The organism is Pseudomonas fjordensis (assembly GCF_976987115.1).
The window spans coordinates 2,383,046-2,409,568 of sequence record NZ_OZ336860.1 but is presented as its reverse complement, the minus strand read 5'-3'; the positions used below and the strand labels follow the sequence as shown (position 1 = coordinate 2,409,568).

The window sequence follows — 26,523 nt, the reverse complement described above, 5'->3', positions numbered from 1 at the left end:
GACGTTGAAAAAATAGCGGCGCTGAGGTTGGCGCCGACAGTGGAACAACAATAAATAATCACTGTGAGGGACACCCGATGTCAGAACATGCTCAACCCCTGGGCTCGGCGGCCAGTGCAAGTACCGCCAACGAATCAAGAAAGGTCATCTTCGCCTCCTCCCTTGGGACGGTGTTCGAGTGGTATGACTTTTTCCTCTACGGCGCCCTGGCGGCGGTGATCAGCAAGCAGTTCTTTGCCGGGGTCAATGACACCACGGCGTTTATCTTTGCCTTGATGGCCTTTGCCGCAGGCTTTGTGGTGCGGCCATTCGGTGCGCTGGTGTTCGGCCGCCTGGGCGATATGATCGGGCGCAAGTACACCTTCCTCGTGACCATCATCCTGATGGGCGTGGCAACCTTCTGCGTCGGGTTGCTGCCGACCTACGCCAGCATCGGCATTGCCGCGCCGATCATCCTCATTGTGCTGCGCATGCTGCAGGGCCTGGCACTGGGCGGCGAATACGGTGGTGCCGCTACCTACGTGGCCGAGCATGCGCCACCGGGCAAGCGCGGGCTGCATACCAGCTGGATTCAATCCACCGCCACCCTCGGCCTGCTGCTGTCACTGCTGGTGGTGCTGGCCTGCCGTTACTTCACCGGCGATCAGTTCGAAGTGTGGGGCTGGCGCATTCCGTTCCTGTTTTCCATCGTGCTGCTGGGCATCTCGACCTGGATCCGCATGAGCCTGCACGAGTCGCCCGCCTTCTTGAAAATGAAAGAAGAAGGCAAGGCGTGCAAGGCGCCGATTCGCGAGTCGTTCGGCAAGTGGGAAAACCTCAAGGTGGTGCTGATCGCCCTGTTCAGCATCAACGGCGGGCAGGCCGTGACCTTCTACGCGGCGCAGTTTTATGTGCTGTTCTTCCTCACCCAGTTCCTGCGCATGGACCCGGCCCTGGCCAATATGCTGTTGATCATCAGCGTGGTGATTGGCGCGCCGTTCTTTATCCTGTTTGGCTGGCTGTCGGACAAGGTCGGGCGCAAGCCGGTGCTGATGCTCGGCCTGCTGTTGGCGACCGCGCTGTACTTCCCGATCTTCAAGGGCCTGGCGCACTACACCAACCCGGCGATGGACCAGGCTAGCCAACAAGCGCCGATCACCGTACTGGCCGACCCGGCCACCTGCACCTTCCAGTTCGACCCAGTGGGCAAGGCCCGTTTTGACAGCCCGTGCGACAAGGTCAAGACCTTCCTGGTCAAACAGGGCCTGCCCTACAGCAGCGCCGCCGCCCCTGCGGGCAGCCCGGTGCAAGTGAGCGTGGGCGATGTGCGTATCGACGGTTTTGACGAAGCGGCCCTGCGGGGCGCCGTGGCCCTGGCCGGCTACCCGTCATCGGCGGATGTGGCCCAGGTCAACAAGCTGATGGTGGTGGTGCTGATCGTGGTGCTGATCTTCATCGCTGCTATGTGCTACGGGCCGTTGGCAGCGCTGATGGTTGAGCTGTTTCCGACGCGCATCCGCTACACCTCGATGTCCCTGCCCTACCACATCGGTAACGGCTGGTTTGGCGGGTTCCTGCCGACGGTGTCGTTTGCCTTGGTGGTGTACACCGGCGATATCTTCTATGGGTTGTGGTACCCGGTGGTGGTGACGGGCGTGAGCCTGATCGTCGGGCTGTTCTGCCTCAAAGAAACCCGGCATGTGGATATCGAAAACAACTGATACCCCCCCTGTAGGAGCGAGCTTGCTCGCGAAGATCGTTAACGATGACGCGGGGAACCTGGTGCCCCGCGTCGCTCTCAGGTTCTTCGCGAGCAAGCTCGCTCCTACAGCGGTGTGCGATGCTCACACAAATTGCTGTACATCCATACAGATAATGGTTGCTCAAATCCCTTCAAATAAGCATCCTGCAAGGCATCAACCTGATCTGATGTGATGACCATGCGGCTGTACCTCTGTGAAAAACCCTCCCAGGCCAAGGATATCGCGGCCGTGCTCGGCGCCAGCCGCCGCGGCGATGGCTGCTGGCTGGGTAACGGAGTCACGGTCACCTGGTGCATCGGCCACTTGTTGGAAACCGCTCCGCCCGACGCTTACGACGCCAAATACAAACGCTGGGTGCTGGCCGACCTGCCGATCGTTCCGGAAAAATGGAAGATGCTGGTCAAACCCAAGACCGCCAGCCAATACAAGGCCGTCAAGCGCTTGCTGGGGGAAGCCCAGGAACTGGTAATCGCCACCGACGCCGACCGCGAAGGCGAGATGATCGCCCGTGAACTGGTGGAGCATTGCCGCTACCGCGGGCCGATCCAGCGGCTGTGGCTGTCGGCACTCGACGACGCCTCCATTCGCAAGGCCCTGGCGGCGCTCAAACCCGGTGCAGAAACCTTCAGCCTGTATCACTCGGCCCTGGGGCGCTCACGTGCCGACTGGCTGATCGGCATGAACATGAGCCGCCTGTTTACCCTGCTGGGGCGCCAATCCGGTTACCAGGGCGTGCTGCCGGTAGGCCGGGTGCAAACCCCGACCCTGCGCCTGGTGGTGGACCGTGATCGCAGCATCGCCGACTTCGTGCCGGTGGCCTATTGGGCCATCGATGTCGACCTGCGCCACGAGCGCATGACCTTCACCGCCCAATGGCGCGCCCCTGAGGATGCCTGTGACGACCAGGGCCGTTGCCTCAACCCGCAACTGGCGCGGGACGCCGCCGACGCCATGCTCAACGCCGCCACGGCGCGGCTGGTGAAACTGCGTACCGAACGCATGCGCGAGGTGGCACCCCTGCCCTTCGACCTCGGCACCTTGCAGGAGATCTGTTCGAAGAAGCTTGGCCTGGGCGCCCAGGAAACCCTGGATATCGCCCAATCCCTGTACGAAACCCACAAGGCCATCACCTACCCGCGCAGCGATTGCGGTTACCTGCCATTGAGCCAGCACAGCGAGGCGCCGAAGATTCTGGCGGCCCTGGGCCGTGCGGACACGGCGGTCAACGAACTGATGCCACACATCGACCCACAGCGCCGTTCGCGGGCCTGGAACGACGCCAAGGTCAGCGCCCACCACGGCATCATCCCCACCGGGGCCGGCAAGGACATCAGCCAACTGACCGGCAAGCACCGTGCGGTCTATACGCTGATTCGTGCGCGCTACCTGGCGCAATTCCTGCCCAACCATGAATACGACCGCACCCAGGCCGATTTCGACTGTGCCGGCCAGGCGTTGCGCGCGGTGGGCAAAGTGGTCATCGAACCGGGCTGGAAACGCGCCCTGCCCGAAGCGCTGGCACCCACCAAAGGTCGCGAAGCCCCTGCGCCCCAAGCGTTGCCGACGCTGGTGCAGGGCCACGACTACGCCGTGGCCAAGGTCAACCTCAAGGACCTGTGGACCCAGCCACCCAAGCCCTTTACCGAAGGGGACCTGATCAAAGCAATGAAAAACGTCGCCAAGCTGGTGGAGGACCCGTTGCTCAAGCAAAAACTCAAGGACACCACGGGCATCGGCACCGAGGCCACCCGCGCCGGGATCATTCAGGGCCTGCTGGACCGCGGTTATCTGGTGAAAAACGGCAAGGCCCTGTCGGCAACCCCGGCTGCGTTCAGCCTGATCGACGCCGTGCCCCGCGCTATCGCCGACCCCGGCACCACCGCCATCTGGGAACAGGCGCTGGACATGGTGCAAAGCGGCGAAATGAGCCTGGAAGAATTCGTCGCCAAGCAAGCGGCGTGGATGAGTAAACAGGTGGCGCGCTGCAACGGCATGCGCATGACCATCACTGGCCCCGCCAGCCCCGCTGGCCGAGGTGCAACGCCGTGGAAAAAGAAACGCAAGGCCGCCCCACGTAAGGCTGCTGCCAGCCCCAAGCGCGGGAAAAAGCCGGCAAATGCCGGTTAAATACCGAAAAAAACCGGGACATGACGTTTTTCGACAGGTTTAACGCCGCATTGGCCCTTGCTCCGGCGAGTTCGGTCTAGGATTCTGTAGGGGATCTGGACTACCAACAACAACACCGGAGTGGCCGCCATGAAGACCGTTGCACAACTGCTCAAAGCCAAGGACCAGAAGAACCAGGACGTCCATACCATCAAATGGGACCACACCGTGTTTGAAGCGCTGGTGCGGATGTCCGAGAAAAACGTCGGTGCCTTGCCTGTGGTCAAGGATGGCGTGGTGGTCGGCATCATCAGTGAACGGGATTACGCACGCAAAATCATGCTCAAGGGCCTCTCGTCGGTGACCACCAAGGTCCATGAGGTGATGAGCTCGCCGGTGATCACGGTGGATACTCACAAGAGTGTCGAGGAATGCATGAACATCATGACCGACAGTCACCTGCGCCACCTGCCCGTGGTCGAAGACGGCAAACTGCTGGGCCTGCTGTCCATCGGTGACTTGGTCAAGGAAGCGATTGCCGAACAAGCGGCCTTGATCCAGCAGCTGGAACAGTACATCCGCGGCGAATAGGGGGAACCCATGCTCGACACGCTGGACCATCAGGAAGACCACCTCGACACCCTGCACCGGGCCATGACCGGCCGGCGTTTTCTGGTACTGACCGGCGCAGGGATCAGTACATCTTCGGGTATCCCGGATTACCGGGACGGTGAAGGTGTACGCCGGGGCAAGCCACCGATGATGTACCAGGAATTCCTCGCCACTCCCGAGGCGCGGCGCCGCTACTGGGCGCGGGCGATGCTGGGGTGGCCGCGGGTGCGCATTGCCCAGCCGAACAAGGCCCACCTTGCGCTCGCGACGCTGCAACACCGTGGCCATATCAGCGGGCTGATTACGCAGAACGTCGACACCCTGCACGACCAGGCCGGCAGCCAGGGTGTGATCGAGTTGCATGGCAGCTTGCATCGCGTGCTGTGCCTGGATTGCCAACTGCGCAGCGAGCGCGACGTGATCCAACGGCAGATGGAAGTCGATAACCCGCACATGGCACAGGTTCATGCGGTGCAAGCGCCGGATGGCGACACCTTGCTCGATCCCGCGTTCGAACAGCGCTTCCAGGTGCCCCGCTGCCCGCACTGCAATGGCGAACGGCTGAAACCGGATGTGGTGTTCTTTGGCGAGAACGTCGCACCGGCGACGGCGCTCAAGGCAATGACGGCGGTAGAGCATGCCGAGGGATTGTTGGTGGTGGGTTCGTCGCTGATGGCCTATTCGGCGTTTCGCCTGTGCAAGGCGATGGTTGAACAGGGTAAGCCGGTGATTGCTATCAACCTGGGCAAGACGCGGGGGGATGAGCTGTTGCAGGTAAAAATCCAGGCGTCCTGCGAGCAACTACTGCCATTACTGGTCGACCAGCTCTCCCTGTAGGAGCGAGCTTGCTCGCGAAAATCGTCAACGATAACCGGGGCAACCTGACACCCCACGGCGAGCCCGAGTTTTTCGCGAGCAAGCTCGCTCCTACAAGGGTTAAGGCGCTCGACCATCACTTCCAAAAAATGACGCCCAAGTCACGTTTTCTCGCATTCCCCCGTCGCCACGGCAATTTATGTAGTGAGCAAAAATAATCACTACATAACCGTTGACGTAACCTTTTTGTCCTTGCATGATCTAGACGTCTCTCGGATCGAGAGCGTTGGTAACAAGCGTTTTGAACAGGCTCGTCTGACCGCCGAGCTGTTTTTCTGGATGTGCACTGCCCACAAGGCAGATTGATGAAGCTGACCGGCCCCGAGAGGGACAGGTACAAGGCGCTCAAACGCGGCTTGTCTTCGCAATCAGAGCATTGCGTAGCAGTCCATCAGCAAGACTACATGCATCAGCTTCAAGACCCTGCCCGTATTCGGCAGCCCGTCGCTGACGCCCGGTTTTAGTAACCGGAGACAACTTAACTGGTATTAACGAACCAACTGATAGATCGCCAACTGGTCAAGGGGCTTACACATGAATCTGAACAACCAACCAACTATCGATGAATTGGCTGAGATGTTCGCAGCGCAGAAAGACACACTCGACGACCATATCCTGTGGATTGGCAAATCGGGCGAAGTGCAAATTGACTGCCTGGCGCCCCATACCGAAGAAGCCGAGTTTGACCGTAACAACCGTGAGCTGGCGGCGCGCCTGAAGATGTACCGCCGTGGCCAGGGTTATGTCGGCAAGAAAGCCGCGGCTGACCGCAACTTTATCGAACAGGTGTTCGACACACTTAACAATGCCTGGGCGTCTTTCAAAGACAGCTCGCAAGTTAAAGTGATCGACCGTTACTACTAATAAGTAGTACTCAATTAATGTGGGAGTTGGCTTGCCAGCTCCCACATTTGTATTTACCGGTTTAGAAACTTGGAAACCTGCCCTTCCCCGCTTCATCTCGAAAGATATCAAACAACACTTGCGCCGCCGCAGACAGTTCATGCCCCGGCTTGGTCAGCACCCCAATCGGCCGCTCGATCACCGGGCCGGTCAAGGTAATGCAATGGGCTCCGGCCTCTTCCATCTGCCTGGCGCATAACGCCGGCACCGCGCTAACCCCCAAACCGCTGGCAACCATCTTGCCCACCGTCGCCAGTTGATGGCTTTCCAAGGCCACGGGCAATTTCATCTGCAAGGCCCCCAGGTGCTCTTCCAGCATCACTCGCACGGTGGAAGGCCGTTGCAGGGTGATGAACGGCTGTTCCAATAGAGCTTTCCAGTCGATTTCAGCACGCTGGGCCAAGGCTGAATCTCCCGGAACCACGGCGATAAAGCGGTCCAGGTACAGCGGCGTGAACGCCAATGACGAGCCTTCAGACGGCTCGAACGCCACCCCCAGTTCCACCTGTCGGTCGCGCACCATCTCCAGCACTTGCTCATTGATCAGGTCATGCACCGTCACGTTCACCTGAGGGTAACGGGCGCGGAATATCTTCAGGATCGGTGGCAACAGGTTCCCCGCGAACGACGGCATGGCCGCCACCGTGACTCGGCCGCGTTGCAGGGTAAAACGCTGGCGCAGTTCGTCTTCGGCGTTATCCCAATCGGCAATCAACCGGCGGGCCAGGGGCAACAGGGATTCACCTTCAGGGGTCAGCGCGACGTTACGGGTATTGCGGCTGAACAGGCGCCCACCCAAACCTTCTTCCAGACCCTTGATGGTCAAGCTCAACGCCGACTGGGAAAGGTGCAAGCGCTCGCAGGCAGCGGCAAAACTCAGGCTTTGCGCGACAGCGAGAAAGGCACGCATCTGTTTGACGGTCATGAGCTGCTCCGGACGATGACTGGACTATGCTGTTTTCTAAATCAATCAACCTTAAAAAACAACTTAACAAATGAATCCGCTGGCGCAACACTCAGCTCACTGGCTGGACCACAAACAATAAAAGAGGTGCATATGGCAGGTTTCGATAAACGCGTGGCGTCCTATGAAGAAGCACTGGCAGGCCTGGAAGACGGCATGACCGTGCTCTCCGGTGGTTTTGGCCTGTGTGGCATTCCGGAAAACCTCATTGCCGAAATCAAGCGCAAAGGCACCCGCGACCTGACGGTGGTTTCCAACAACTGCGGCGTCGATGGCTTCGGCCTGGGCGTGCTGCTGGAACAGAAGCAGATCAGCAAAGTGATCGCTTCCTACGTGGGTGAAAACGCCCTCTTCGAGAAACAACTGCTCAGCGGCGAGATTGAGGTGGTGCTTACCCCTCAAGGCACCCTGGCAGAAAAAATGCGCGCAGGCGGTGCAGGCATCCCGGCCTTCTTTACCGCCACCGGCGTCGGCACCCCCGTTGCCGAAGGCAAGGAGACCCGCGAATTCAAGGGTCGCCCGTATCTGATGGAAGAGTCCATCACCGGCGACTTTGCCATCGTCAAAGGCTGGAAAGCCGACCACTTCGGTAACGTTATCTACCGTCACACCGCCCAGAACTTCAACCCGCTGGCCGCCACCGCCGGCAAGATCACCGTGGTCGAAGTCGAGGAAATCGTCGAACCGGGCGAGCTGGACCCGGCGCAGATCCACACCCCTGGCATCTACGTCGACCGGATCATCTGCGGCACCTTCGAAAAGCGCATTGAACAGCGCACCGTCCGCAAATAATCCCCGTCCAGAACAATAAGAGGAAACAATCATGGCGCTTACCCGCGAACAAATGGCTCAACGCGTTGCCCGCGAAATGCAGGACGGTTACTACGTGAACCTCGGTATCGGCATTCCGACCCTGGTGGCCAACTACATCCCCGACGGCATGGAAGTGATGCTGCAATCGGAAAACGGCCTGCTTGGCATGGGCCCGTTCCCGACCGAAGACACCATCGATGCCGACATGATCAACGCCGGCAAGCAGACCGTCACCGCACGCATCGGCGCCTCGATCTTCTCTTCTGCCGAGTCGTTCGCGATGATTCGCGGTGGGCATGTCGACCTCACTGTACTGGGCGCATTCGAAGTGGACGTACAGGGCAACATCGCCTCCTGGATGATCCCCGGCAAGCTGGTCAAGGGCATGGGCGGTGCCATGGACCTGGTGGCTGGCGCAGAAAACATCATCGTGATCATGACTCACGCCTCCAAGGACGGTGAGTCCAAGTTGCTCAGCCAATGCAGCCTGCCGCTGACCGGTGCCAACTGCATCAAGCGTGTGCTCACGGACCTGGCGTACCTGGAAATCGAAAATGGCGCTTTTGTCCTCAAGGAACGCGCACCTGGCGTCAGCGTTGAAGAGATTGTGAGCAAGACCGCCGGTAAACTGATCGTCCCGGACCACGTTCCAGAAATGCACTTCCAGTGAGGACAGATTCCATGCAAGACGTCGTGATTGTTGCTGCCACCCGCACCGCCGTGGGCAGCTTCCAAGGTTCGCTGGCGAATATTCCGGCTCCTGAACTGGGCGCCGCCGTAATCCGTCGCCTGCTGGAGCAGACCGGCCTGGACCCGGCGCAAGTGGATGAAGTGATCCTCGGCCAGGTGCTCACCGCAGGCAGCGGCCAGAACCCGGCGCGCCAGGCTTCGATCCTCGCCGGCCTGCCCCACGCCGTGCCGAGCCTGACCCTGAACAAGGTCTGCGGCTCGGGCCTCAAGGCTTTGCACCTGGGCGCCCAGGCCATTCGTTGCGGCGACGCCGAGGTGATCATTGCCGGTGGCATGGAGAACATGAGCCTGGCCCCGTATGTATTGCCTGCCGCGCGCACCGGGTTGCGCATGGGCCACGCGAAGATGATCGACAGCATGATCACCGACGGCCTGTGGGATGCGTTCAACGATTACCACATGGGCATCACCGCCGAGAACCTGGTGGACAAATACGGCATCAGCCGCGAAGCCCAGGACGCCTTTGCCGCCGCCTCCCAGCAAAAAGCCGCTGCTGCTATCGAAGCCGGGCGCTTTGCCGATGAGATCACGCCGATCCTGATCCCCCAGCGCAAAGGCGACCCGGTGGCCTTCGCGGTGGACGAACAACCCCGCGCCGGCACTACCGCCGAATCCCTGGCCAAGCTCAAGCCTGCGTTCAAGAAAGACGGCAGCGTCACCGCCGGCAACGCCTCCAGCCTCAACGACGGCGCTGCGGCTGTGATGCTGATGAGCGCCGACAAAGCCAAGGCCCTCGGCCTGCCCGTACTGGCGCGTATCGCCAGCTACGCCAACGCGGGCGTCGACCCGGCCATCATGGGCATCGGCCCAGTCTCGGCCACCCGCCGCTGCCTGGACAAGGCCGGCTGGCAGTTGGCTGACCTGGACCTGATCGAAGCCAACGAAGCCTTCGCCGCGCAATCCCTGGCAGTGGGCAAAGAGCTGGAATGGGACGCGGACAAGGTCAACGTCAACGGTGGCGCCATCGCCATCGGCCACCCTATTGGTGCTTCAGGCTGCCGCGTACTGGTGACCCTGCTGCATGAAATGATCAAGCGCGACGCCAAGAAAGGCTTGGCAACGCTGTGCATCGGCGGCGGCCAAGGCGTAGCCCTGGCACTCGAACGCAACTGACCTGTAGGAGCGAGCTTGCTCGCGAAAAACGTCAACGATAACGCAGCGCTCCTGGTAGAACCTGTTGCCTATGAGTGCTTCGCGAGCAAGCTCGCTCCTACAGGTGAGACATAACGAGCAACACAGAAAAGGCCCGGCTCCACGAAAAGCCAGGCCTTTTCTTTTTCTCGCTCCACCCTGAAACAACTCGCTCAAAAGGTGGGAGCTGGATCGCCTGCGAAGGCGGCCGTTCAATCGACACAGAAGTCGAACCTGCACCCCACAGGTAACCACGATGCGAAGCGAGTCGCTCTTGATCTTGCTCTTGATCTTAGGCGCCCCGTTAAACCACGCTGGCCGGAATTCGACAGGGATTTGGGGGGTAAACCGGCAGGGATGCCGGTTTAGCCGCCCCGCGCCATGGATGGCGCGTGGCGGCGGCCCCCAAATCACTGGCGGATTACGGGCACACCGAGCCTAAGCGAGGTGCCGAGTGGTGGGGCAAGAGCGTTTTGCTTACTTTTGCGCTGTTCAAAAGTGAGCGCCGTCAGGGCGGAACCCTAGGTGGCCGTTACCTAAATAACGGATATGTACCCGGTCCAACTGTGTTGACTGTTAGGCCGCCTTCGCGAGCAAGCCCGCTCCCACAGTTGGATTGTGGCGTGTCAGGTAGAAAAGTCTCGGCTGGCAGGCCGACATCGCAGGCAAGCCAGCTCCCACATTTGATCTCACTGCCTGTCAGCATGCGGCACCGCGAACACCGCACTCGCCCGCAGCACCACCCGCTCCTCCACCTGCAAACTCAACGTGGCAAACGCCATCTGCCGTCCGCGCTTGTGGCTTTCCAAACGCACCACCATCCACTCCCCTACCTGCACGGCGCCCAAGTAATCCACGGTCATGCTAGCGGTAATCAACGGCAACGGCGGCTCACTGGAAAACGCCATGGCGTACCCCATGCCGATATCGGCCAGCGTCGCCAGCACCCCACCGTGCACCGTACCGCGCCCGTTGGCGTGACGATGATCGGCGCGCAGGCCGACTTCCAATTGCAAACCTTCGCCACGGCAATACGCCGGGCCGAGCAGTTCCAGCAACGGGCTGCTGCGCGGTAATGGGACAAAACCTTGGGGGACGGTCTGAGCGTTCATGGTGGTTGCTTCCCTGGTATGAGGCTTGAGATGTACGCCAGCCTCGACCCGGCAGCCACCACCATCAGCCGGGCAAATCCCGAGCAATGCTTTGCGTTAATGGGCCAGACCCGCTTTAATCTCGCCCAATTTCTTCCGCACATTTCAAGGAAACGCCATGCGCCACCTGGACGGCAACTCCCACCCGCTTCGCGCGCCGCTGTTGCTCTTGCTCGCCGGCCTGGCCTTGGCCGGTTGTTCCCCCAAGGAACACTCTCGCGCCACCGTCATCAATGGCGAACAGGGCAAGGCCGGGGCGCAACTGGCTTATGAACATGAATTGACCCTGGCCCTGCCCGGTGCCCTGCTTTCGCCGCGCATGCAGGCCACTCGCGAGGCGTGTGAAACGGCGCGCTTTGGCGCCTGCAATATCCTGGGCATTACCGAAGACAGCCAGGGTGGCCAGATCATCCTGCGGATCGCGCCCACGGGTGTGGAGCCGATGGTCGCCCTGGCGGCCGAAGGCGGTAAGCTCGGCCAGCGCATCACCACGGCCGAGGACCTGGCCGATGCCGTGGCGGATGTGCGTCGTCGCCAGGATCGCCTGCAAGCCCAGCAGCAACGTCTCGACGAACTGGCCAAGAGCAAGGACATCACCGTCAGCGACCTGATCGTCCTGAGCAAAGAGCAAGCCGGTATTGAAAACGAGCTGCAGGAATTGGCCCAGGTTGCCGCCGGCCAGCAACGCCGCCTCGACACCAACCGTGTGACCTTGAACTTCCGCTCCTCCGACGGCGCCAACCAGGTGTCAAGGTTCACCCGGATGTTCAGCAACCTGGGAGACAACCTGGTGAACGGCACCGCAGACGCCCTGGAACGCGCCAGCTATGTGCTGCCCTTCGTGATCCTGGCGTTCCCGGTGGTGTGGTTGTGGGTGGGCTTGTGGCGCCGGTTCGTCAAGCGCCGCGGTTGATCAGCGCTTCAGGCAGCGCTGGTAGCGCTCATCCACGCGCTTGGCAAACCAGGCCGTGGTCAAGTTGCGGGTGATCTTCGGGCTCTTGAGCACAATGCCCGGCAGGATCGCCCGTGGCAGCGGCTTGCCGGCCGCTTGGTCGGCCAGGCTGAAAACGCGCTTGTACAACGTGGTGTCCTCGAAATCCAACTGCTCGCCCTGCTCCAGTTGGCTGCGGATGCTCGGGTTGCGCATGTCCAGCTTGGCCCCCAGTGAACGCACCGCCAGCTCGGTGGTGCCGGGCAACAATGAGCCATAGCGAATCAAATCCCCATCCAGCGCCAGCTCTTTACCCGACACACGGCTGACCGCGGCCTGGAACGCGGCATTGCGGCTGGCGTACCAACCGGCATTGAAATCGGCAAAGCGATACAGCGGCTGGTCGTAGCTCACCGGGTAGCCGAGCAAATGGGCGATGCCGAAGTACATACCGCCGCGACGGGTGAACACTTCGCGGCGAATCGTACCGTCCACCGTGTAGGGATAACCCCGCGCCTGTTTCTGCGCAAAGTCGATACTGACCTGCATGGGGCCTGCGGTGTGTACCGGGTTGAACCCGCCAAACAGCGTATTGCCCAGGGGCACCATGCTGATGAAGTCATCGAAAATGCCGCTCAAATCCCTCTCCGTACGGGCGGCATTCAAACGGTCGGCGTAGGTTTTGCCGGTGGGCGAGCGCAACTGCAAGGCGCTGCGCACCACGAAGGCGGGCACATGCACCTTGCCGGCGCGGCGCAGGATCTCATCCTGGGCGATCTTGCCCATACCGGGCACCGGCGGGTCGACCTGATAGGTGGACTCTTGCTCGGTCACCGCCAGTACCGCACAGATGTTTTCGGTGCTGGGGTAGATTTTCTGGGTGTCGAAGGCGGTATAGATGTCCTGGGCCCAGCCGTTACGGTCCGCGACCTTGGCCGGCAGCAGGCGCACGATCTGCGCCTTCACCTCCGCTTCACTGCGCTCGGGCTGCTGAGGGCCACGGGAAGTGGAGCAACCGGCCAGTACCAGCAAAGGAATGAGGCAGAGCAGCAGACGCGTTGAATACATGGGGCTTCCTTGGTTAACGACAGACCGGGCAGTGCAGATATCGACAGGTAAGTCTAACCGGGGTTCGTCGGCATGCCGAACCCCGTGCCTGGCAGTAACTGAAACATCCCACACAACTGCCGGATAAGCTCTACTCCTCGCCCTCGCAAACCTCTGCAAAGTCCCTCGCCTGATCAAACAGTGCGAGGGAATGCAGATGGTTTTTTTCGTGACGCGTGCGGTTGACGGGGCCGACAGTTGAACCCGGCCATTGGCAGGCTGGCGCTGACGCCAATGAACGTGGAAGCGGTCGACGTTGAAGGCGTCTTCCGTGACTTTCGCGATTGCTTGAACACCTTTGACGAGTGGGCCAAAAGCTTTTGGAGCTTCTCGGCACTGGAAGTCGAACAGGTGTTCAAGGTCGGGGATGAGGTCGTGCTGGTTGCGCCGATCAATCGCTCCCTGTTTCCCAGCAGCACCGTGGCCACGTGCCAGGCCACAGGGGCCTTGACCCTGGTGCATATGTTCCAGAGCACCAGGTTCGTGCCCATCGGCAACACGCCAGTGGTGGTGCAACGCGTTGATCCACACGGCGGCCCGCTGGGCGAGCCCCTCCATAAGACCATCGGCCCCAGTGGCATCCTCGAAGTCACCGAGTGTGATCGCAACCAGCAATACCGGGTGAGTTTCTACCCCAACGTTTCCCAGGATCACGTCCAGGCGCTGTATGCGTCCTACCAGTCGGTGATCGCTGCACTGGAAACCCGGCTGCGCAAAGAGTGGACCGACACCTTCCAAGCCCAGTGGAAAAACTACACAGACGCCCGCCCGCTGGAACGGCGCCGCCTGCTGGAAGCGGCTTTTGCCAGTGGGTTGGGCAAGGCGCTTTACAGCCTGTGGGACAACATTGGCGAGCTGTCTGCGCTGCTGGCAGACCTTAAGCCCAATAGCGAAAAGCTGCTGCACTACCTTTCGCAAACCGAACTCGATGAACTGCTGACTCTGAGCAGTGACGCGATCGCCCAGGGCTTGCTGGTGCTCAGTGATGAGCCGCTGCTGTTTATCTATCTATCGGCGCTGGTCAGTTGGATGCGCATGCTCCCGCCGCCTGAGATGGCTGAACTGTGGGGCGAAATTACCGGTGAGGTGCTGATCAATCTGCTGCTGATTCGCGTGTTGGGTGCGATGGGCGTGGTGGCGCGATTGGGGGCTCGTGTGCTCGGTCACGTTAAATCCGGGCGGGCTCGGGCGTTGTTGGAGGTGTTGGCCAAGCAAGTGGCGGGCCCTCGGCTGGAAACCCATGTGGAGGCCGCCAAACCGGTGTTGCTGAGCAGTGCGGGGACGCCGGTCAAGGCAGTGCCGGCTGTGCCATTGAAGGCGGGCGACACGCTGGTTTCGAACCCGGTGCCGATGGTGCGCGGCAAAACCCAGCGCACGACGTTGGTCCGCCAGGAGCCTGTCGATGATGTGCCGGCTGTGGCGTCGAATCCGAAGGGGGATGCGGCGGCGCCAGCGGACAAGACCGTTACCCACGGTTGCCCGGTGTCGATGGTCACGGGCGAGGAACTGCTGACCCTTACCGATGGTGCGTTGGACGGGATCTTGCCGTTTGAATGGACGCGGCTGTACCGCACCAGCGCGGTGGAGGTCGATTGCGGGTTGGGGTTTGGTTGGAGCCATGCGCTGGCCCATCGGCTGGTGGTGTCGGGCGATTCGGTGGTGTGGACTGACCATGAAAACCGCTCGACTACCCTGCCCTTGCCCACCGATTCTCGACCCGCGATCACCAACAGCCTGGCCGAAGCGGCGATCTATTTGGGTTCGGCGCCTGGTGAACTGGTACTGGCCCAGGCCTCACGTTTCTATCACTTTCGCGATGGCGTACTGGTCTCGATCAGTGATGCGTATGACAACCGCCTGCGCCTTTGCCGGGACCGCTCAGGGCGGATTGAGCGGCTGGATAACGGTGCTGGCCGTTCGTTGCTGTTGCGTTATGAGTTGGGTCGCATCGTCGCGGTGGACTATCAGGTGCATCGCGCCAAAGGGCGTGAGCCCTACGTGTGGGAGACCGAGCAGAACCTTGTTTCCTACGCCTATGACGAACACGGCCGACTGGTTTGCGCGACCAATGCTGTCGGTGAAAGCGAGCGCTATCGGTACGACGATCAGCACGTCATTCTTGAACGCCAACTGGCCGGTGGGGCGAGTTTCTTTTGGGAGTGGGAAGGCGCTGGCAAGGCGGCGCGCTGTGTGCGGCATTGGGCGAGTTTTTCGCAGATGGACACGCGTTATGCCTGGGGCGATGACGGGCGTGTCACCGTGCATAACGCCGATGGTAGCCAGGAGGTGTATGTCCATGACCAGCGGGCGCGGTTGGTGCAGCGCATCGATCCGGACGGCGCTCAGCATTACAAATCTTACGATGACAAAGGCCGGCTGACCGTCGAGCAAGACCCGATGGGCGCGGTGACGGCCTATCAGTATGACGACGCCGGACGCCTAGTGGCGCTGTTTCCGGGGGATGATGAGCCGACTTCCTACGAGCATGACAATGGGTTCGTACGGGTTGTGCGCCGTGGGGAGGCGGTCTGGAAATATGAGCGTAATGACCAAGGCGATGTCATTCGCAAGACTGATCCCGATGGCCATTCGACTGACTACAGCTACAACAAACAGGGGCAACTGACGGGGATTTGGTACCCGGACAGCAGTTGTCATCGGCTGGTGTGGAACGAGCGTGGGCAGTTGCTGGAGGAGCAATTGCCCCAGGGTGGGATCAAGCGTTATCGCTATGACGACTTGGGGCGACAGGTTGCCCGTGAGGATGAACACGGCGCGCAGACCGTTTATGAATGGGACAGCGTCGGTCGGCTGATTCGCCTCGTCTTGCCAGGCGGCGCCACCCGCGAATACAGCTACAACCCCTACGGCAAAATCATCGCCGAACGCGACGAACTCGGCCACGTCACCCGCTACGAATACGCCGACGGCCTGCACCTGATCAGCCGCCGTCTCAACGCCGACGGCACCCAGGTCAAGTACCGCTACGACAACGCCCGGCTGCTGCTCACCGAGATCGAAAACGAAGCCGGCGAAACCTACCAACTCGACTACCACCCCAATGGCCTGATCCGCCAGGAAACCGGCTTCGACGGCCAGCGCACCGCGTATGCCTACGACCTCAACGGCAACCTGCTGGAGAAAACCGAATACGGCGACGATGGCAGTCAGCTCATTACCCGCTACCAACGTGACCACGCCGGGCGCCTCGTAAGAAAAACCCTGCCCGATGCCAGCGTTGTCGACTATGCCTACGACCGCCAAGGCAATCTCCTCAGCGTCGAGGACGGCCACTGGGCGTTGGCCTACGAATACGACCGCCAAAACCGCCTCACCGCCGAACACCAAGGCTGGGGCACCCTGCGCTACGGCTACGACGCCTGCGGGCAACTGAAAAACCTGTGCCTGCCAGACAACAACCGCGTCACCTTCAACCACGACAAAGGCGGCCACCTCGCCACCGTCGAACTCAACGGAGAAGTGCTCACCTCACATATCTTCAAAAGCGGCCGCGAACACCAGCGCCAGCAAGGCCAACTGCTCAGCCACTACCACTACGACGACCAACACCGCCTGCACGCCCACGCAGTCACCCAGCAACAGAACCACCTCTACCAACGCCAATACGACTACGACAAAGCCGGCAACCTCACCCGCCTGCTCGACACCCGCAAAGGCGAACACCGCTACCACTACGACCCCCTCGCCCGCCTGACCCGCGCCGACCACTCCCAAGACATACAGGAACGCTTCGGCCACAACCCAGCGGGCAACCTGCTGATGCAAGACCGCCCCGGCCCCGACATCGTCGCGGCGAATCGTCTGATGATCCAGGGCGACCGCCATTACGACTACGACGCCTTTGGCAACCTCATCCGCGAACGGCGCGGCAAAGGCCAGCAACTCATCACCGAATACCGCTACGACTGCCAGCATCGGCTGATCGGCATCACCCAACCCAACGGCCAAACCGCCAGCTATCGCTATGACCCATTTGGGCGGCGCATCAGCAAAACCGTCGACGGCAAGACCACCGAATTTTTCTGGCAAGGCGACAAGCTGATTGCCGAGCACCATGCAGAGCGTCATCGCAGTTACCTCTACGAACCCGACAGCTTCCGCCCACTGGCGCTACTGGAAGGTTTCGGCCCCAAAGAAACCAAGCCCTACCACTACCAACTCGACCACCTCGGCACCCCGCAGGAACTGACCAGCCCCGAAGGCGAAATCGTCTGGTCCGCCCACTACCGCGCCTACGGTCAAATCGCCCGGCTCGACGTAGGCAAAATCGACAACCCGCTGCGGTTTCAAGGGCAGTATTTCGATGCGGAAAGCGGGCTGCACTACAACCGCCATCGCTACTACAATCCGGATATTGGTCGTTACTTGACGCCAGATCCAGTGAAGCTGGCGAGTGGGATCAATGGGTACCGGTATGTGCCCAATCCCACGGGGTGGGTGGATCCGCTGGGACTAAGCTGTAAAAAAACAAGCTGCCCTGAAGGGCCTTATAGCGTAATCGTTCCAGGAGGAGGTTTAGCCGCACATGAGGCGGCAGGAGGACATCTTATGCAAAAGCATGTCGGTAGAACTGATCAACAACTGCTTGACCGCTTGAGACAGGAACCACATATCCCGGCAGCCTCTACGTTTCATGATCGCGCAACAGCTGAACTGGCCGTTTCAAAGGTATTGGATAACAATCAAGACAAAATCAAAGACTTCCTAGAAGGAAACAACCAGCAGATAGTCATCACTCAACTATCCCCAGAGCCAATCGGCACAAGTTTCAAAAAGAACACTACGACACCTGTACCCGGAAAAGAAATTTACTTAATTATTCGCAGAGACCAAAAAATGCATACTGGATATCGAATTCACACAGGGTTTCCAAACCCATGAATAAGGACTACCCCGAGCTGCAACAATTTCTTGCAGGGTACTTCAATCAAGATTGGGTTGATGATCATAAAAGCGCAAACGACGTAATTGATTTTTTTATTTCGGAGTCGTCTGAAGAGACGATAACAATAGTGCTATCAGAGCTAGAAAAACTAGTGTCGGCCAAAAAAACAGAGCAAGATCTTCAAGACTTTTTACTCTCTGATATCGGCTGTTATTACTATTACCCTAATGAATGGAGTGATGGGGAAACGTGGTTAAACCATGTTGCGTTAGTACTAAAGAACGCCATTAAATAATTTTCTTGCCGAGATACGGGGCTGCTATGCAGCCCCACGCAAGCAAGCTCGCTCGCCAAAGGTTCAGCGACGCTCTTAAATCCCCGCCAACGCCAAATCCATCGCAAAATAAGTAAATATCAAATCCGCACCCGCCCGTTTGATCGACCCCAACGTCTCGCGCACCACCCGGTCCTCATCAATCGCCCCGGCCTGTGCGCCGAACTTGATCATCGCGTACTCACCGCTCACCTGGTACGCCGCCACCGGCAGGCGTGAGGCTTCGCGGATGTCGCGGATGATGTCGAGGTAGGCACCGGCAGGCTTGACCATCAGCGCATCGGCGCCTTCCTGTTCGTCCAGCAGTGATTCGCGCACGGCTTCGCGGCGGTTCATCGGGTTCATCTGGTAGCTTTTGCGGTCGCCCTTGAGCGCGCTGCCGCCGGCTTCGCGGAAGGGGCCGTAGAGGGCCGAGGCGAATTTGGTGGAGTAGGCCATGATCGGGATGTGGGTGAAGCCCGCGTCATCCAAGGCACGGCGGATGGCCTGGACCTGGCCGTCCATCGCCGCTGACGGAGCGATCACGTCGGCGCCGGCGCGGGCGGCGGCCACGGCTTGTTTGCCGAGGTTGACCAGGGTCGCGTCGTTGTCGACATGGGCGCCGTGCATCACGCCGCAGTGGCCGTGGTCGGTGTATTCGCAGAAGCAGGTGTCGGACATCACGATCATTTCCGGCACGGCGTCCTTGATGATCGAGGACATGCGCGAAACCAGGCCGCGTTCTTTCCAGGTGTCGCTGCCGCTGGCGTCGAGGTGGTGGGACACGCCGAAGGTCATCACCGACTTGATGCCGGCGCGGGCGTAACGCTCGATCTCACCGGCGAGTTTTTTCTCGGGGATGCGCAACACACCCGGCATGCTGGTGATGGGCACGAAGTCGTCGATTTCTTCTTCGACAAAAATCGGCAGTACCAGGTCGTTGAGGGTGAATTCGCTTTCCTGGAACAGGCCACGCAGCTCCGGGGAGCGGCGCAGGCGGCGTGGGCGGGCTTGGGGGAACTGGCTGGTCATGGCAATCCTGAAAAATGGCTGAACACTTTAGGGCGAAAGCTTATGCCCCCAAGTCCTGGCAACACAAACGCCGAGGGGCCAATAGTGTATTGCCAGGCGCGTAACAATTCATTGATCTACAGCTGTAGACGCCCTTCGATGCACAACGCCACGGCGCCGCCCACCCAGATTTCATCGCCCTGGCGCTCGATATAAATACGCCCCGCTCGCCCGATCGCCGTGCCTTGGCTGACCACGTAACGGTTGGGCGCCAGGCCTTCAGCAAGGAGCCATTGGGCCACGCCGGCATTCAAGCTGCCGGTGGCCGGGTCTTCGGCGGCGCCATCGCCAGCGACAAAAGCGCGCACTTCAAATTGCGCGTCCACCGCGTCACGCGTGGGGTCACAGGGGGCGATCACCCCTACGGCCAACCCTTGCAGCTGCGCGTAGTCTGGGCGCAGGCCCAGCACGGCATCACGCTCAGCCAGCATCACCGCCAGCCAACCGGCACCATTGTCGACCCACTGGCTACGCAAGATGGCCTCGGGCGCCAGGCCCAATGCCAGGCGCACGCGCTCCAGCAACGGCGCCTCCACCGGGCCGGCACGCAGCAACGGCGGCGCGATAAACGCCAGTTCACTGCCCTGACGGCGAATACGCACCAGGCCAATTTCGCACTCCTGGATAATCTCCTCGCCACGTGGCACGCCGCCAGCCTGCAACCAGGCGTGGCAACTGCCCAAGGTCGGATGCCCGGCGAACGGCAGCTCTTTGAGGGTGGTGAAGATTCTCACCCGATAGTCAGCACGTGGGTCGCGCGGTGTCAGTAAAAACGTGGTTTCGCTGAGGTTGGTCCAATTGGCGAAGTCCGCCATCTGCTGGTCGGTGAAGCTATCGGCCCCCAGTACCACGGCTAACGGGTTGCCTTTAAGCGGCACGCTGCTGAAGACATCCAGTTGTTGAAAATCGAAAGTCGGCATGCTTCAGCTCGGAATGTTCAGGCCACGGATCACCGCCGGACGTGCGACAAAGCCGTCCAACGCGCGCAGTACGTTAGGGAAATCGGTAATGCCCACCAGGTCACCGGACTCGTAGAACCCAATCAGGTTGCGAACCCACGGAAAGGTCGCAATGTCGGCGATGCTGTACTCGTCGCCCATGATCCAGGTGCGGCCCAGCAGGCGCTTTTCCAGCACGCCCAGCAAGCGCCGCGATTCGGCGGCGTAGCGGTCACGCGGGCGCTTGTCTTCATACGCCTTGCCGGCGAATTTGTTGAAGAACCCCAGTTGGCCAAATATCGGGCCAATGCCGCCCATCTGGAACATCAACCACTGCAGGGTTTCATAGCGGGTGGCCGGGTCTTCGGACAGCAACTGGCTGGTTTTTTCCGCCAGGTAAATCAGGATCGCGCCGGATTCGAACAGCGCCAGCGGCTGCCCGCTCGGGCCGTTGGGGTCGATGATCGCGGGGATCTTGTTGTTGGGGTTCAGGGACAGGAACTCGGGAGACAACTGGTCCTGGGTGTCGAAGCTGACCTTGTGCGCCTCATAAGGCAGGCCCAGTTCTTCGAGCATGATCGACACCTTGACGCCGTTGGGCGTGGGCAACGAATACAGCTGCAGGCGTTCCGGGTGCTGGGCGGGCCATTTGCTGTTGATCGGGAAAGCGGCGAGTGCGTTCATCGAGAACCCCCTGGACGGAAAGTCCCCATGATAGTCATCTGCCTGCCGTCGTGCATGGGTCATCGTTGCGCAACATTTGCCGGCTAGAATCCTGCGTGGGCGAACCAAAGCGCCCGAATACACTCTTAAAGAGCGCCCGAACAATGAAAGGAGGCGCTTTGCTCTATCGACAGGGAACACCGCAGGACGCTGATGCGTCACTGGGGCCGGGCTTGTCCGCCTTAACCCGACGCACGAAGACTCGAACCTATCATGACGATCAAGCCTCTGCGCCTTGTGCCACGAATCAAACGTTATTCCTACATGGTGTTGCCGCTGCTGCTGGTCAGCGCCGCCATCGTCACCGCCCTGGACGCCCGTGAAAGCCGCGCGCAACCGGTCGATGGCGTGCAAACCCTGGTATTCCTGCGCCATGGCGAAAAACCGGCCGGTGGCCTGGGCCAACTCAATTGCCAGGGCCTGAACCGCGCCATGAACCTGGCGACCCTGTTGCCGGAAAAGTTCGGCAAAGCCAACTATGTGTTCGCTGCCAACCCGACGCGCAATGTCGAGGAAGGCGAACTGGATAACTCCTACAGCTACATTCGCCCCTTGATCACCATCAGCCCCAGCGCGATCAAGCTTGGCCTGCCGGTGAACATCGAATTTTCAGCCAATGACACCAGCGCCCTGGCCGAAGAACTGGTCGAGGACAAGTACCGCAACGCGACGATCTATACGGCTTGGTCCCACGGTTACTTGCCGGAACTGATCAACAAAGTCGCCAGCGAAGCAGCCGGTGAAAAACACACCATTACCGATGATTGGTCCGGAAATGACTATGACTCCCTGTACGTGCTGACACTGACCTGGCACAACGGCAAGGCTTCGCTGCTCAGCCGCAACTACAAGCAAGGGCTGAATAACGGGGGGGAAAACTGCCCGGACCCGACCCAGGTCAGCGCAGATATCTGAAGCTTGGGCCGCAGGGGCGTATGATGCCAACCTATCGACTCACCTGCGGATCCTCTCCATGCCCAACCTCGCTTCCACCCAGCCCAGCCGCGGCTGGGCGTTCTGGTGCAAACCTGCCCTATTTCTGTTGGTGGCCTGCATCGGCCTCTATTATGTGAAGTGGTCGCCCTACTACCTCAAGGCGTTTGTAGCGGCCGATAACCACAGCATTGGCGCCTCGATTCTCAATGACCAGCAAAGCTCGCCCCTGGCGGCGGCGCTGGCTTATGCCCAGGTGTATTTCCTGGCCATCTGGAAAGCCGCCGTACTGGCGGTGATCCTCGGCTCGTTGCTGCAAGTGTTGATCCCCCGCGACTGGCTGCTGCGCCTGTTTGGCCGCGCCGGGCTGGGCTCGACCCTGCGCGGTGGGCTGTTCGCCCTGCCGGGAATGATGTGCAGCTGCTGCGCGGCCCCAGTGGCGGCGGGCATGCGCCGCCAGCAGGTGTCGGTCGGCGCGGCACTGGCGTTCTGGATTGCTAACCCGGTATTGAACCCGGCCACCCTGGTGTTCATGGGCTTTGTGCTGGGATGGGGTTTCACCGCGTTGCGGCTGGTGGCGGGGATTGTGCTGGTGGTGGGCGTGTCCCTGGTGGCACAGCGCATTGCGCGCCCGGACCAAGTGCCGGAAGCCGCACTGGAAGCCGTTGCCGACGTCAGCACGGCGGAGTCGCAACCGTTCCTGAGCCGCTGGTTGCGCACCCTGTGGCAGCTGTTCTGGAGCACTATCCCGGTGTATATCCTGGCGGTGCTGATCCTCGGCGCGGCGCGGGTGTGGCTGTTCCCCCATGTGGACGGGGCGATGGCCGAAAGCCTGGTGTGGCTGGTGCCGCTGGCGATTGTGGGCACGCTGTTTGTGATTCCGACAGCGGCAGAGATTCCCATCGTACAAACCATGATGGCCCTGGGCATGGGCACCGGCCCGGCCGTGGCCTTGCTGATGACCCTGCCGAGCGTGAGCCTGCCGTCGCTGTTGATGCTGCGCAAGGATTTCGATGCGCGGGTGCTGGTGACGGTGGCCGGGTTGACCATGCTGGTGGGGGTGGTGTGTGGGTTGATTGGGGCGGTGATTCTTTAGATTTTCAGTGGGGCTGATGGCCTCATCGCAGGCAAGCCAGCTCCCACCTTTGTATGTATTCACACTTCAGAAAGGTGGGAGCTGGCTTGCCTGCGATGGCGCCCCAAAGGTCACCCCACCCGAGCTGCCCGCTCACGCAAATACTCCACCACCGCCCCCTGCTCCCCGGCAAACTCGATACGCGCGCCCTTGCTCTCGCGCTGGAACGCATACATCGGGTCGTAATACTCCCGCAGCAAGCCTTCAATCCATACCCGGTGCAGGTCCACTGCGCCGCTGCGTGCCTGTTCAGCCAGCGCATCCTGTAACACCGCCTGCAACCGCTGGAAACGCTCGCCCCCCAGCCGCTTGTAAATATTGGCCAGGCTCTGGGTCAGGCGCTCGGCAAACAACCCCTGGCCGGCATCACCAAACACGCCAATGAACTCGGCGCACAGGTCGACGACGTAATCCTTCAAGATGCGTTCCACACGGCCTTCGACACTGTCTTGCAGCCACACCATGGGAAAGGTCTGCATGCCCTTGTGCAGCGGCAATGGCAGCGCACAACTGCCGATCATACGGCTCTCGTCCTCGACCACAAACTGCTCGATACCGCCTGCGCGCTTCTTCAGCACATCCACGGCCAGGCGGTTTTCGAAGTCGATATTGGAGGGTTGCGCCGTGGCGCGCTTGCCGAAGCTGGAGCCGCGATGGTTGGCGTGGCCTTCCAGGTCCAAGGCATTGCGCAGTTGGCCGAGCACTTCGGTCTTGCCGGTGCCGGTCATGCCGCCCAGCAGTACGAAGTCACACTGGACGGTCGCCTGCTCCAGGGTCTCCAGCAGGAAGGTGCGCATGGCCTTGTAGCCACCGCCCACGCGGGGGTATTCGATGCCCGCTTCGGTTTTCAACCATTGCTGCACGATCTGCGAACGCAGCCCACCCCGAAAGCAGTACAGGTAGCCATTGGGGTTAGCCTGGGCAAACTGCGCCCACTGTTCGATGCGTTCGGCCTTGATTGCCCCGGACACCAGTTCATGCCCCAGTACGATTGCCGCTTGCTGGCCTTGCTGCTTGTAACAGGTGCCAACCCGCTGGCGCTCATCGTCGGTCATCAGCGGCAGGTTGATCACCCCGGGGAACGCGCCCTTGGTGAATTCGACCGGCGCGCGGGTATCCATCATCGGGCGGTCATTAAGGAAAATGTCGCGGTAATCGGTGATGTCCGTCGCCATCAAATCACCTCAACCGCGTTGGTCTGTCGCTCCAGCAGTTCACCGATAGGCTCAAGGGCCAGGCCCAGCTCGGCGGCCACGGCGTGGAACTCGGCATCACCTTCGGGGGTAACGGCGATCAGCAGGCCACCGCTGGTTTGCGGGTCGCACAGCACGCGCTTGTGCAGCTCCTGCACGCGCCCCAGCTTGCTGGCGTAGCTCTCGAAGTTGCGCAAGGTGCCACCGGGCACACAGCCCTGGTCCAGGTAATACTCAACCCCCGGCAGGCGTGGGACTTTTGCATAGTCGATGCGGGCCGTCAGGCCACTGCCGTCGGCCATTTCCACCAGGTGGCCGAGCAGGCCGAAACCGGTGACGTCGGTCATGGCCGTCACACCGGCCAACTTGCCGAAACGGCTGCCCGGCTTGTTGAGGGTGCACATCCAGTCACGCGCCAGGCCGATATCCGCCTCGCGCAGCTTGCCCTTCTTCTCGGCGGTGGTGAGGATGCCGATGCCCAGGGGCTTGGTCAGGTACAGGCGGCAACCGGCAGTAGCCGTGTCGTTACGCTTCATATGGCGCTTTTGCACGATGCCGGTCACGGCCAGGCCGAAGATCGGCTCCGGCGCGTCGATGGAATGCCCGCCCGCAAGCGGAATGCCAGCGGCGTCGCACACGGCCCGACCGCCGCGAATCACTTCGCGGGCAATCTCCGGGGCGAGCACATTGACCGGCCAGCCGAGAATGGCGATGGCCATCAAGGGATCGCCACCCATGGCGTAGATGTCGCTGATGGCATTGGTGGCGGCAATGCGGCCGAAGTCGAACGGGTCGTCGACAATCGGCATGAAAAAGTCGGTGGTGGACACCACGCCGCGCTCGTCGTCGATGGCGTATACCGCCGCATCGTCGCGGGAGGCATTACCCACCCACAGGTTGGGGTCGAGGTTCTGTGCACCGCTGCCCGCAAGGATCACTTCCAGCACCTGGGGCGAAATCTTGCAACCGCAACCCGCACCGTGGCTGTACTGGGTAAGGCGAATCGGCTCGTTCATGGGGGACCTCAAGCTATCAAGTGGGCCGATTCTAGCAGACAGCAAAAGGCCGGCTGGGCTCTTGTGAGCACAGCCGGCCTGTTTGTTCAGCGATTACTGGCGCGCAGCGAGCAAACGTGCGTGCCGGTTACGCCGGGCGATGTTCAAGCACTCAATGGCCGCCGAGAAGGCCATGGCCGCATACACGTAGCCTTTTGGCACGTGGGCACCGAAGCCTTCGGCGATCAGCGTCATGCCGATCATGATCAAGAAACCCAGGGCCAGCATCACCACGGTCGGGTTGTCGTTGATGAACTTGGCCAACGGTTCAGCGGCCACCAGCATCACGATCACCGAGACCACCACGGCAATGATCATGATCGGCAAGTGCTCGGTCATGCCCACGGCGGTGATGATGCTGTCGATGGAGAACACCAGGTCGAGCATCAGGATCTGGCCGATGGCAGCGGCAAAGCCGATGGTCACGGTGTTGCTGACGGTGGCCTTCTCCTCAGGCTCCGGGTCCATGCTGTGATGGATCTCGGTGGTTGCCTTCCACACCAGGAACAGGCCACCGGCGATCAGGATCATGTCCTTCCACGAGAACGCCTGGCCGAACACTTCGAACACCGGCGTCGTCAACTGCACGATGAACGCGATGGTGCTCAACAGGCCCAGGCGCAAGATCAACGCCATGCTGATACCAATGCGCCGCGCCTTGGCCCGATGCTTCTCCGGCAATTTGTTGGTGAGGATCGAGATAAAGATCAGGTTATCGATGCCCAGCACGATTTCCATGACGATCAAGGTCGCCAGTGCGACCCAGGCGGTGGGGCTGGCGGCCAGTTGTAAAAGGTAATCCATAGGTCAGTCCTGACGTGGTAGTGCTGGGGAATTAGGTTTCTTTGGTGTCGGATTCAGCGTCGTTTTCGGCGTCTTTTTCCTGCTTCTCAGGGCTGATCAAGCCCTGGGTTGCTTCACTCAATGCCTGCTCGGCGGCCTTGTGGGTGTCGTCGATGGCCTGCTTGGCCGACTCGGTGGCTTTGCCCAACACTTGCTGTGCACTTTTCTCGACTTGATCACAGCCGCTGACCACTATCAATGAAAGCGCAAGCAACGACGCCGCGCCCAGGGAATTGAGTTTCATGATGTATTCCTCGTTAGAACCATTGGGTCCAAATAGTGGCCCCTCGATAGCGAGGCATTCTATGCAGGCGAACAGTTCAGGAA

24 protein-coding genes are annotated in these 26,523 nt (G+C 60.7%); 14 read left to right on the top strand and 10 right to left on the bottom strand.

Annotated elements, in window-relative coordinates; translation table 11 throughout:
- Positions 1–77: 77 nt before the first annotated feature.
- The 6 genes from ACWHXD_RS11110 to ACWHXD_RS11085 all read left to right on the top strand — a co-directional run bounded on the left by ACWHXD_RS11110 (position 78) and on the right by ACWHXD_RS11085 (position 6,200).
- Positions 78–1,700, top strand: a complete 1,623-nt coding sequence (locus ACWHXD_RS11110; protein WP_032892452.1) for an MFS transporter — start codon at positions 78–80, stop codon at positions 1,698–1,700.
- A 219-nt stretch (positions 1,701–1,919) separates the two neighbouring features.
- Entirely contained in the window at positions 1,920–3,869 is a 1,950-nt protein-coding gene (locus tag ACWHXD_RS11105; protein ID WP_138762727.1) for a DNA topoisomerase III, read from the top strand.
- A 129-nt stretch (positions 3,870–3,998) separates the two neighbouring features.
- On the top strand, positions 3,999–4,439 hold the full coding sequence (locus ACWHXD_RS11100; protein WP_047710523.1) for a CBS domain-containing protein: 441 nt from the start codon (positions 3,999–4,001) through the stop codon (positions 4,437–4,439).
- Between the two features lie 9 nt (positions 4,440–4,448).
- Positions 4,449–5,297 (top strand): NAD-dependent protein deacetylase, encoded by an 849-nt coding sequence (locus ACWHXD_RS11095; RefSeq protein WP_138762681.1) that lies wholly within the window; start codon positions 4,449–4,451, stop codon positions 5,295–5,297.
- Between the two features lie 8 nt (positions 5,298–5,305).
- Positions 5,306–5,494: a hypothetical protein gene (locus tag ACWHXD_RS11090; RefSeq protein WP_032892458.1), complete on the top strand. Its 189-nt coding sequence runs from the start codon at positions 5,306–5,308 to the stop codon at positions 5,492–5,494.
- A 376-nt stretch (positions 5,495–5,870) separates the two neighbouring features.
- Entirely contained in the window at positions 5,871–6,200 is a 330-nt protein-coding gene (locus ACWHXD_RS11085) for a hypothetical protein (RefSeq protein ID WP_003190335.1), read from the top strand.
- A 61-nt stretch (positions 6,201–6,261) separates the two neighbouring features.
- Here ACWHXD_RS11085 and ACWHXD_RS11080 read toward each other — a convergent pair whose 3' ends face one another.
- Positions 6,262–7,164, bottom strand: coding sequence for a LysR family transcriptional regulator (locus ACWHXD_RS11080; protein ID WP_032892460.1), 903 nt, complete (start codon positions 7,162–7,164; stop codon positions 6,262–6,264).
- A 132-nt stretch (positions 7,165–7,296) separates the two neighbouring features.
- Here ACWHXD_RS11080 and ACWHXD_RS11075 point away from each other — a divergent pair, with 132 nt between their 5' ends.
- From ACWHXD_RS11075 to ACWHXD_RS11065, 3 genes are read left to right on the top strand one after another with little or no spacing between them, the layout of a single operon-like run.
- Positions 7,297–7,995, top strand: coding sequence for a CoA transferase subunit A (locus ACWHXD_RS11075; RefSeq protein WP_003190329.1), 699 nt, complete (start codon positions 7,297–7,299; stop codon positions 7,993–7,995).
- A gap of 31 nt (positions 7,996–8,026) precedes the next feature.
- Positions 8,027–8,686, top strand: a complete 660-nt coding sequence (locus ACWHXD_RS11070; RefSeq protein WP_003190327.1) for a CoA transferase subunit B — start codon at positions 8,027–8,029, stop codon at positions 8,684–8,686.
- 11 nt (positions 8,687–8,697) lie between these two features.
- Positions 8,698–9,879, top strand: a complete 1,182-nt coding sequence (locus ACWHXD_RS11065; RefSeq protein WP_138762682.1) for an acetyl-CoA C-acetyltransferase — start codon at positions 8,698–8,700, stop codon at positions 9,877–9,879.
- A 707-nt stretch (positions 9,880–10,586) separates the two neighbouring features.
- Here the strand turns inward: ACWHXD_RS11065 and ACWHXD_RS11060 are convergent.
- Positions 10,587–11,009 (bottom strand): PaaI family thioesterase, encoded by a 423-nt coding sequence (locus tag ACWHXD_RS11060; RefSeq protein ID WP_044273557.1) that lies wholly within the window; start codon positions 11,007–11,009, stop codon positions 10,587–10,589.
- A gap of 157 nt (positions 11,010–11,166) precedes the next feature.
- On the opposite strand from ACWHXD_RS11060, the gene ACWHXD_RS11055 reads away from it, so the two are divergent.
- Complete coding sequence (locus ACWHXD_RS11055) at positions 11,167–11,961, top strand: DUF4349 domain-containing protein (protein ID WP_499083973.1); 795 nt, start codon at positions 11,167–11,169, stop codon at positions 11,959–11,961.
- Here the strand turns inward: ACWHXD_RS11055 and ACWHXD_RS11050 are convergent, their stop codons facing one another.
- Positions 11,962–13,047 carry a DUF1615 domain-containing protein gene (locus ACWHXD_RS11050; RefSeq protein WP_138762683.1) on the bottom strand — a complete coding sequence of 362 codons (1,086 nt, stop codon included), beginning with the start codon at positions 13,045–13,047 and terminating at the stop codon, positions 11,962–11,964.
- A 273-nt stretch (positions 13,048–13,320) separates the two neighbouring features.
- Here ACWHXD_RS11050 and ACWHXD_RS11045 point away from each other — a divergent pair, with 273 nt between their 5' ends.
- Positions 13,321–17,988: an RNase A-like domain-containing protein gene (locus ACWHXD_RS11045; RefSeq protein ID WP_499083970.1), complete on the top strand. Its 4,668-nt coding sequence runs from the start codon at positions 13,321–13,323 to the stop codon at positions 17,986–17,988.
- Positions 17,985–18,287, top strand: coding sequence for a contact-dependent growth inhibition system immunity protein (locus ACWHXD_RS11040; protein ID WP_032892471.1), 303 nt, complete (start codon positions 17,985–17,987; stop codon positions 18,285–18,287). The genes ACWHXD_RS11045 and ACWHXD_RS11040 overlap by 4 nt, the downstream gene beginning before the upstream one ends.
- A 75-nt stretch (positions 18,288–18,362) precedes the next feature.
- Here the strand turns inward: ACWHXD_RS11040 and hemB are convergent, their stop codons facing one another.
- The 3 genes from hemB to ACWHXD_RS11025 form a co-directional block, all read right to left on the bottom strand.
- The gene (gene hemB / locus ACWHXD_RS11035) at positions 18,363–19,337 is read right to left on the bottom strand and encodes a porphobilinogen synthase (RefSeq protein WP_016977356.1); all 975 of its coding nucleotides are present in this window, start codon (positions 19,335–19,337) and stop codon (positions 18,363–18,365) included.
- 116 nt (positions 19,338–19,453) lie between these two features.
- Positions 19,454–20,296: a PhzF family phenazine biosynthesis protein gene (locus ACWHXD_RS11030; RefSeq protein WP_138762684.1), complete on the bottom strand. Its 843-nt coding sequence runs from the start codon at positions 20,294–20,296 to the stop codon at positions 19,454–19,456.
- 3 nt (positions 20,297–20,299) lie between these two features.
- Positions 20,300–20,998 carry a glutathione S-transferase N-terminal domain-containing protein gene (locus tag ACWHXD_RS11025; protein ID WP_138762685.1) on the bottom strand — a complete coding sequence of 233 codons (699 nt, stop codon included), beginning with the start codon at positions 20,996–20,998 and terminating at the stop codon, positions 20,300–20,302.
- A 252-nt stretch (positions 20,999–21,250) separates the two neighbouring features.
- On the opposite strand from ACWHXD_RS11025, the gene ACWHXD_RS11020 reads away from it, so the two are divergent.
- Both ACWHXD_RS11020 and ACWHXD_RS11015 read left to right on the top strand, forming a co-directional pair.
- Entirely contained in the window at positions 21,251–21,952 is a 702-nt protein-coding gene (locus ACWHXD_RS11020) for a histidine phosphatase family protein (protein WP_098952061.1), read from the top strand.
- Positions 21,953–22,010: 58 nt separating this feature from the next.
- Positions 22,011–23,066, top strand: a complete 1,056-nt coding sequence (locus ACWHXD_RS11015; RefSeq protein WP_138762686.1) for a permease — start codon at positions 22,011–22,013, stop codon at positions 23,064–23,066.
- 110 nt (positions 23,067–23,176) lie between these two features.
- On the opposite strand, the gene mnmH is transcribed toward ACWHXD_RS11015, so the two are convergent.
- The 4 genes from mnmH to ACWHXD_RS10995 all read right to left on the bottom strand — a co-directional run bounded on the left by mnmH (position 23,177) and on the right by ACWHXD_RS10995 (position 26,440).
- Positions 23,177–24,280, bottom strand: coding sequence for a tRNA 2-selenouridine(34) synthase MnmH (gene mnmH / locus ACWHXD_RS11010; RefSeq protein WP_138762687.1), 1,104 nt, complete (start codon positions 24,278–24,280; stop codon positions 23,177–23,179).
- Positions 24,280–25,314, bottom strand: coding sequence for a selenide, water dikinase SelD (gene selD / locus ACWHXD_RS11005; protein WP_020302053.1), 1,035 nt, complete (start codon positions 25,312–25,314; stop codon positions 24,280–24,282). The genes mnmH and selD overlap by 1 nt, the downstream gene beginning before the upstream one ends.
- Before the next feature lie 93 nt (positions 25,315–25,407).
- Positions 25,408–26,157 (bottom strand): TerC family protein, encoded by a 750-nt coding sequence (locus ACWHXD_RS11000; RefSeq protein ID WP_014717958.1) that lies wholly within the window; start codon positions 26,155–26,157, stop codon positions 25,408–25,410.
- Positions 26,158–26,188: 31 nt separating this feature from the next.
- Entirely contained in the window at positions 26,189–26,440 is a 252-nt protein-coding gene (locus ACWHXD_RS10995; RefSeq protein WP_032892480.1) for a hypothetical protein, read from the bottom strand.
- Between the last annotated feature and the right edge of the window lie 83 nt (positions 26,441–26,523).

Coding starts and splice junctions, on each gene's coding strand:
- ACWHXD_RS11025 (WP_138762685.1), bottom strand. CDS start 20,998: ATGAACGCACTCGCCGCTTTCCCGATCAACAGCAAATGGCCCGCCCAG.
- ACWHXD_RS11065 (WP_138762682.1), top strand. CDS start 8,698: ATGCAAGACGTCGTGATTGTTGCTGCCACCCGCACCGCCGTGGGCAGC.
- ACWHXD_RS11050 (WP_138762683.1), bottom strand. CDS start 13,047: ATGTATTCAACGCGTCTGCTGCTCTGCCTCATTCCTTTGCTGGTACTG.
- ACWHXD_RS11060 (WP_044273557.1), bottom strand. CDS start 11,009: ATGAACGCTCAGACCGTCCCCCAAGGTTTTGTCCCATTACCGCGCAGC.
- mnmH (WP_138762687.1), bottom strand. CDS start 24,280: ATGGCGACGGACATCACCGATTACCGCGACATTTTCCTTAATGACCGC.
- ACWHXD_RS11070 (WP_003190327.1), top strand. CDS start 8,027: ATGGCGCTTACCCGCGAACAAATGGCTCAACGCGTTGCCCGCGAAATG.
- ACWHXD_RS11080 (WP_032892460.1), bottom strand. CDS start 7,164: ATGACCGTCAAACAGATGCGTGCCTTTCTCGCTGTCGCGCAAAGCCTG.
- ACWHXD_RS11100 (WP_047710523.1), top strand. CDS start 3,999: ATGAAGACCGTTGCACAACTGCTCAAAGCCAAGGACCAGAAGAACCAG.
- hemB (WP_016977356.1), bottom strand. CDS start 19,337: ATGACCAGCCAGTTCCCCCAAGCCCGCCCACGCCGCCTGCGCCGCTCC.
- ACWHXD_RS11095 (WP_138762681.1), top strand. CDS start 4,449: ATGCTCGACACGCTGGACCATCAGGAAGACCACCTCGACACCCTGCAC.
- ACWHXD_RS11040 (WP_032892471.1), top strand. CDS start 17,985: ATGAATAAGGACTACCCCGAGCTGCAACAATTTCTTGCAGGGTACTTC.
- ACWHXD_RS11105 (WP_138762727.1), top strand. CDS start 1,920: ATGCGGCTGTACCTCTGTGAAAAACCCTCCCAGGCCAAGGATATCGCG.
- ACWHXD_RS11045 (WP_499083970.1), top strand. CDS start 13,321: ATGAACGTGGAAGCGGTCGACGTTGAAGGCGTCTTCCGTGACTTTCGC.
- ACWHXD_RS11110 (WP_032892452.1), top strand. CDS start 78: ATGTCAGAACATGCTCAACCCCTGGGCTCGGCGGCCAGTGCAAGTACC.
- ACWHXD_RS11015 (WP_138762686.1), top strand. CDS start 22,011: ATGCCCAACCTCGCTTCCACCCAGCCCAGCCGCGGCTGGGCGTTCTGG.
- ACWHXD_RS10995 (WP_032892480.1), bottom strand. CDS start 26,440: ATGAAACTCAATTCCCTGGGCGCGGCGTCGTTGCTTGCGCTTTCATTG.
- ACWHXD_RS11020 (WP_098952061.1), top strand. CDS start 21,251: ATGACGATCAAGCCTCTGCGCCTTGTGCCACGAATCAAACGTTATTCC.
- ACWHXD_RS11030 (WP_138762684.1), bottom strand. CDS start 20,296: ATGCCGACTTTCGATTTTCAACAACTGGATGTCTTCAGCAGCGTGCCG.
- ACWHXD_RS11085 (WP_003190335.1), top strand. CDS start 5,871: ATGAATCTGAACAACCAACCAACTATCGATGAATTGGCTGAGATGTTC.
- ACWHXD_RS11075 (WP_003190329.1), top strand. CDS start 7,297: ATGGCAGGTTTCGATAAACGCGTGGCGTCCTATGAAGAAGCACTGGCA.
- ACWHXD_RS11055 (WP_499083973.1), top strand. CDS start 11,167: ATGCGCCACCTGGACGGCAACTCCCACCCGCTTCGCGCGCCGCTGTTG.
- selD (WP_020302053.1), bottom strand. CDS start 25,314: ATGAACGAGCCGATTCGCCTTACCCAGTACAGCCACGGTGCGGGTTGC.
- ACWHXD_RS11000 (WP_014717958.1), bottom strand. CDS start 26,157: ATGGATTACCTTTTACAACTGGCCGCCAGCCCCACCGCCTGGGTCGCA.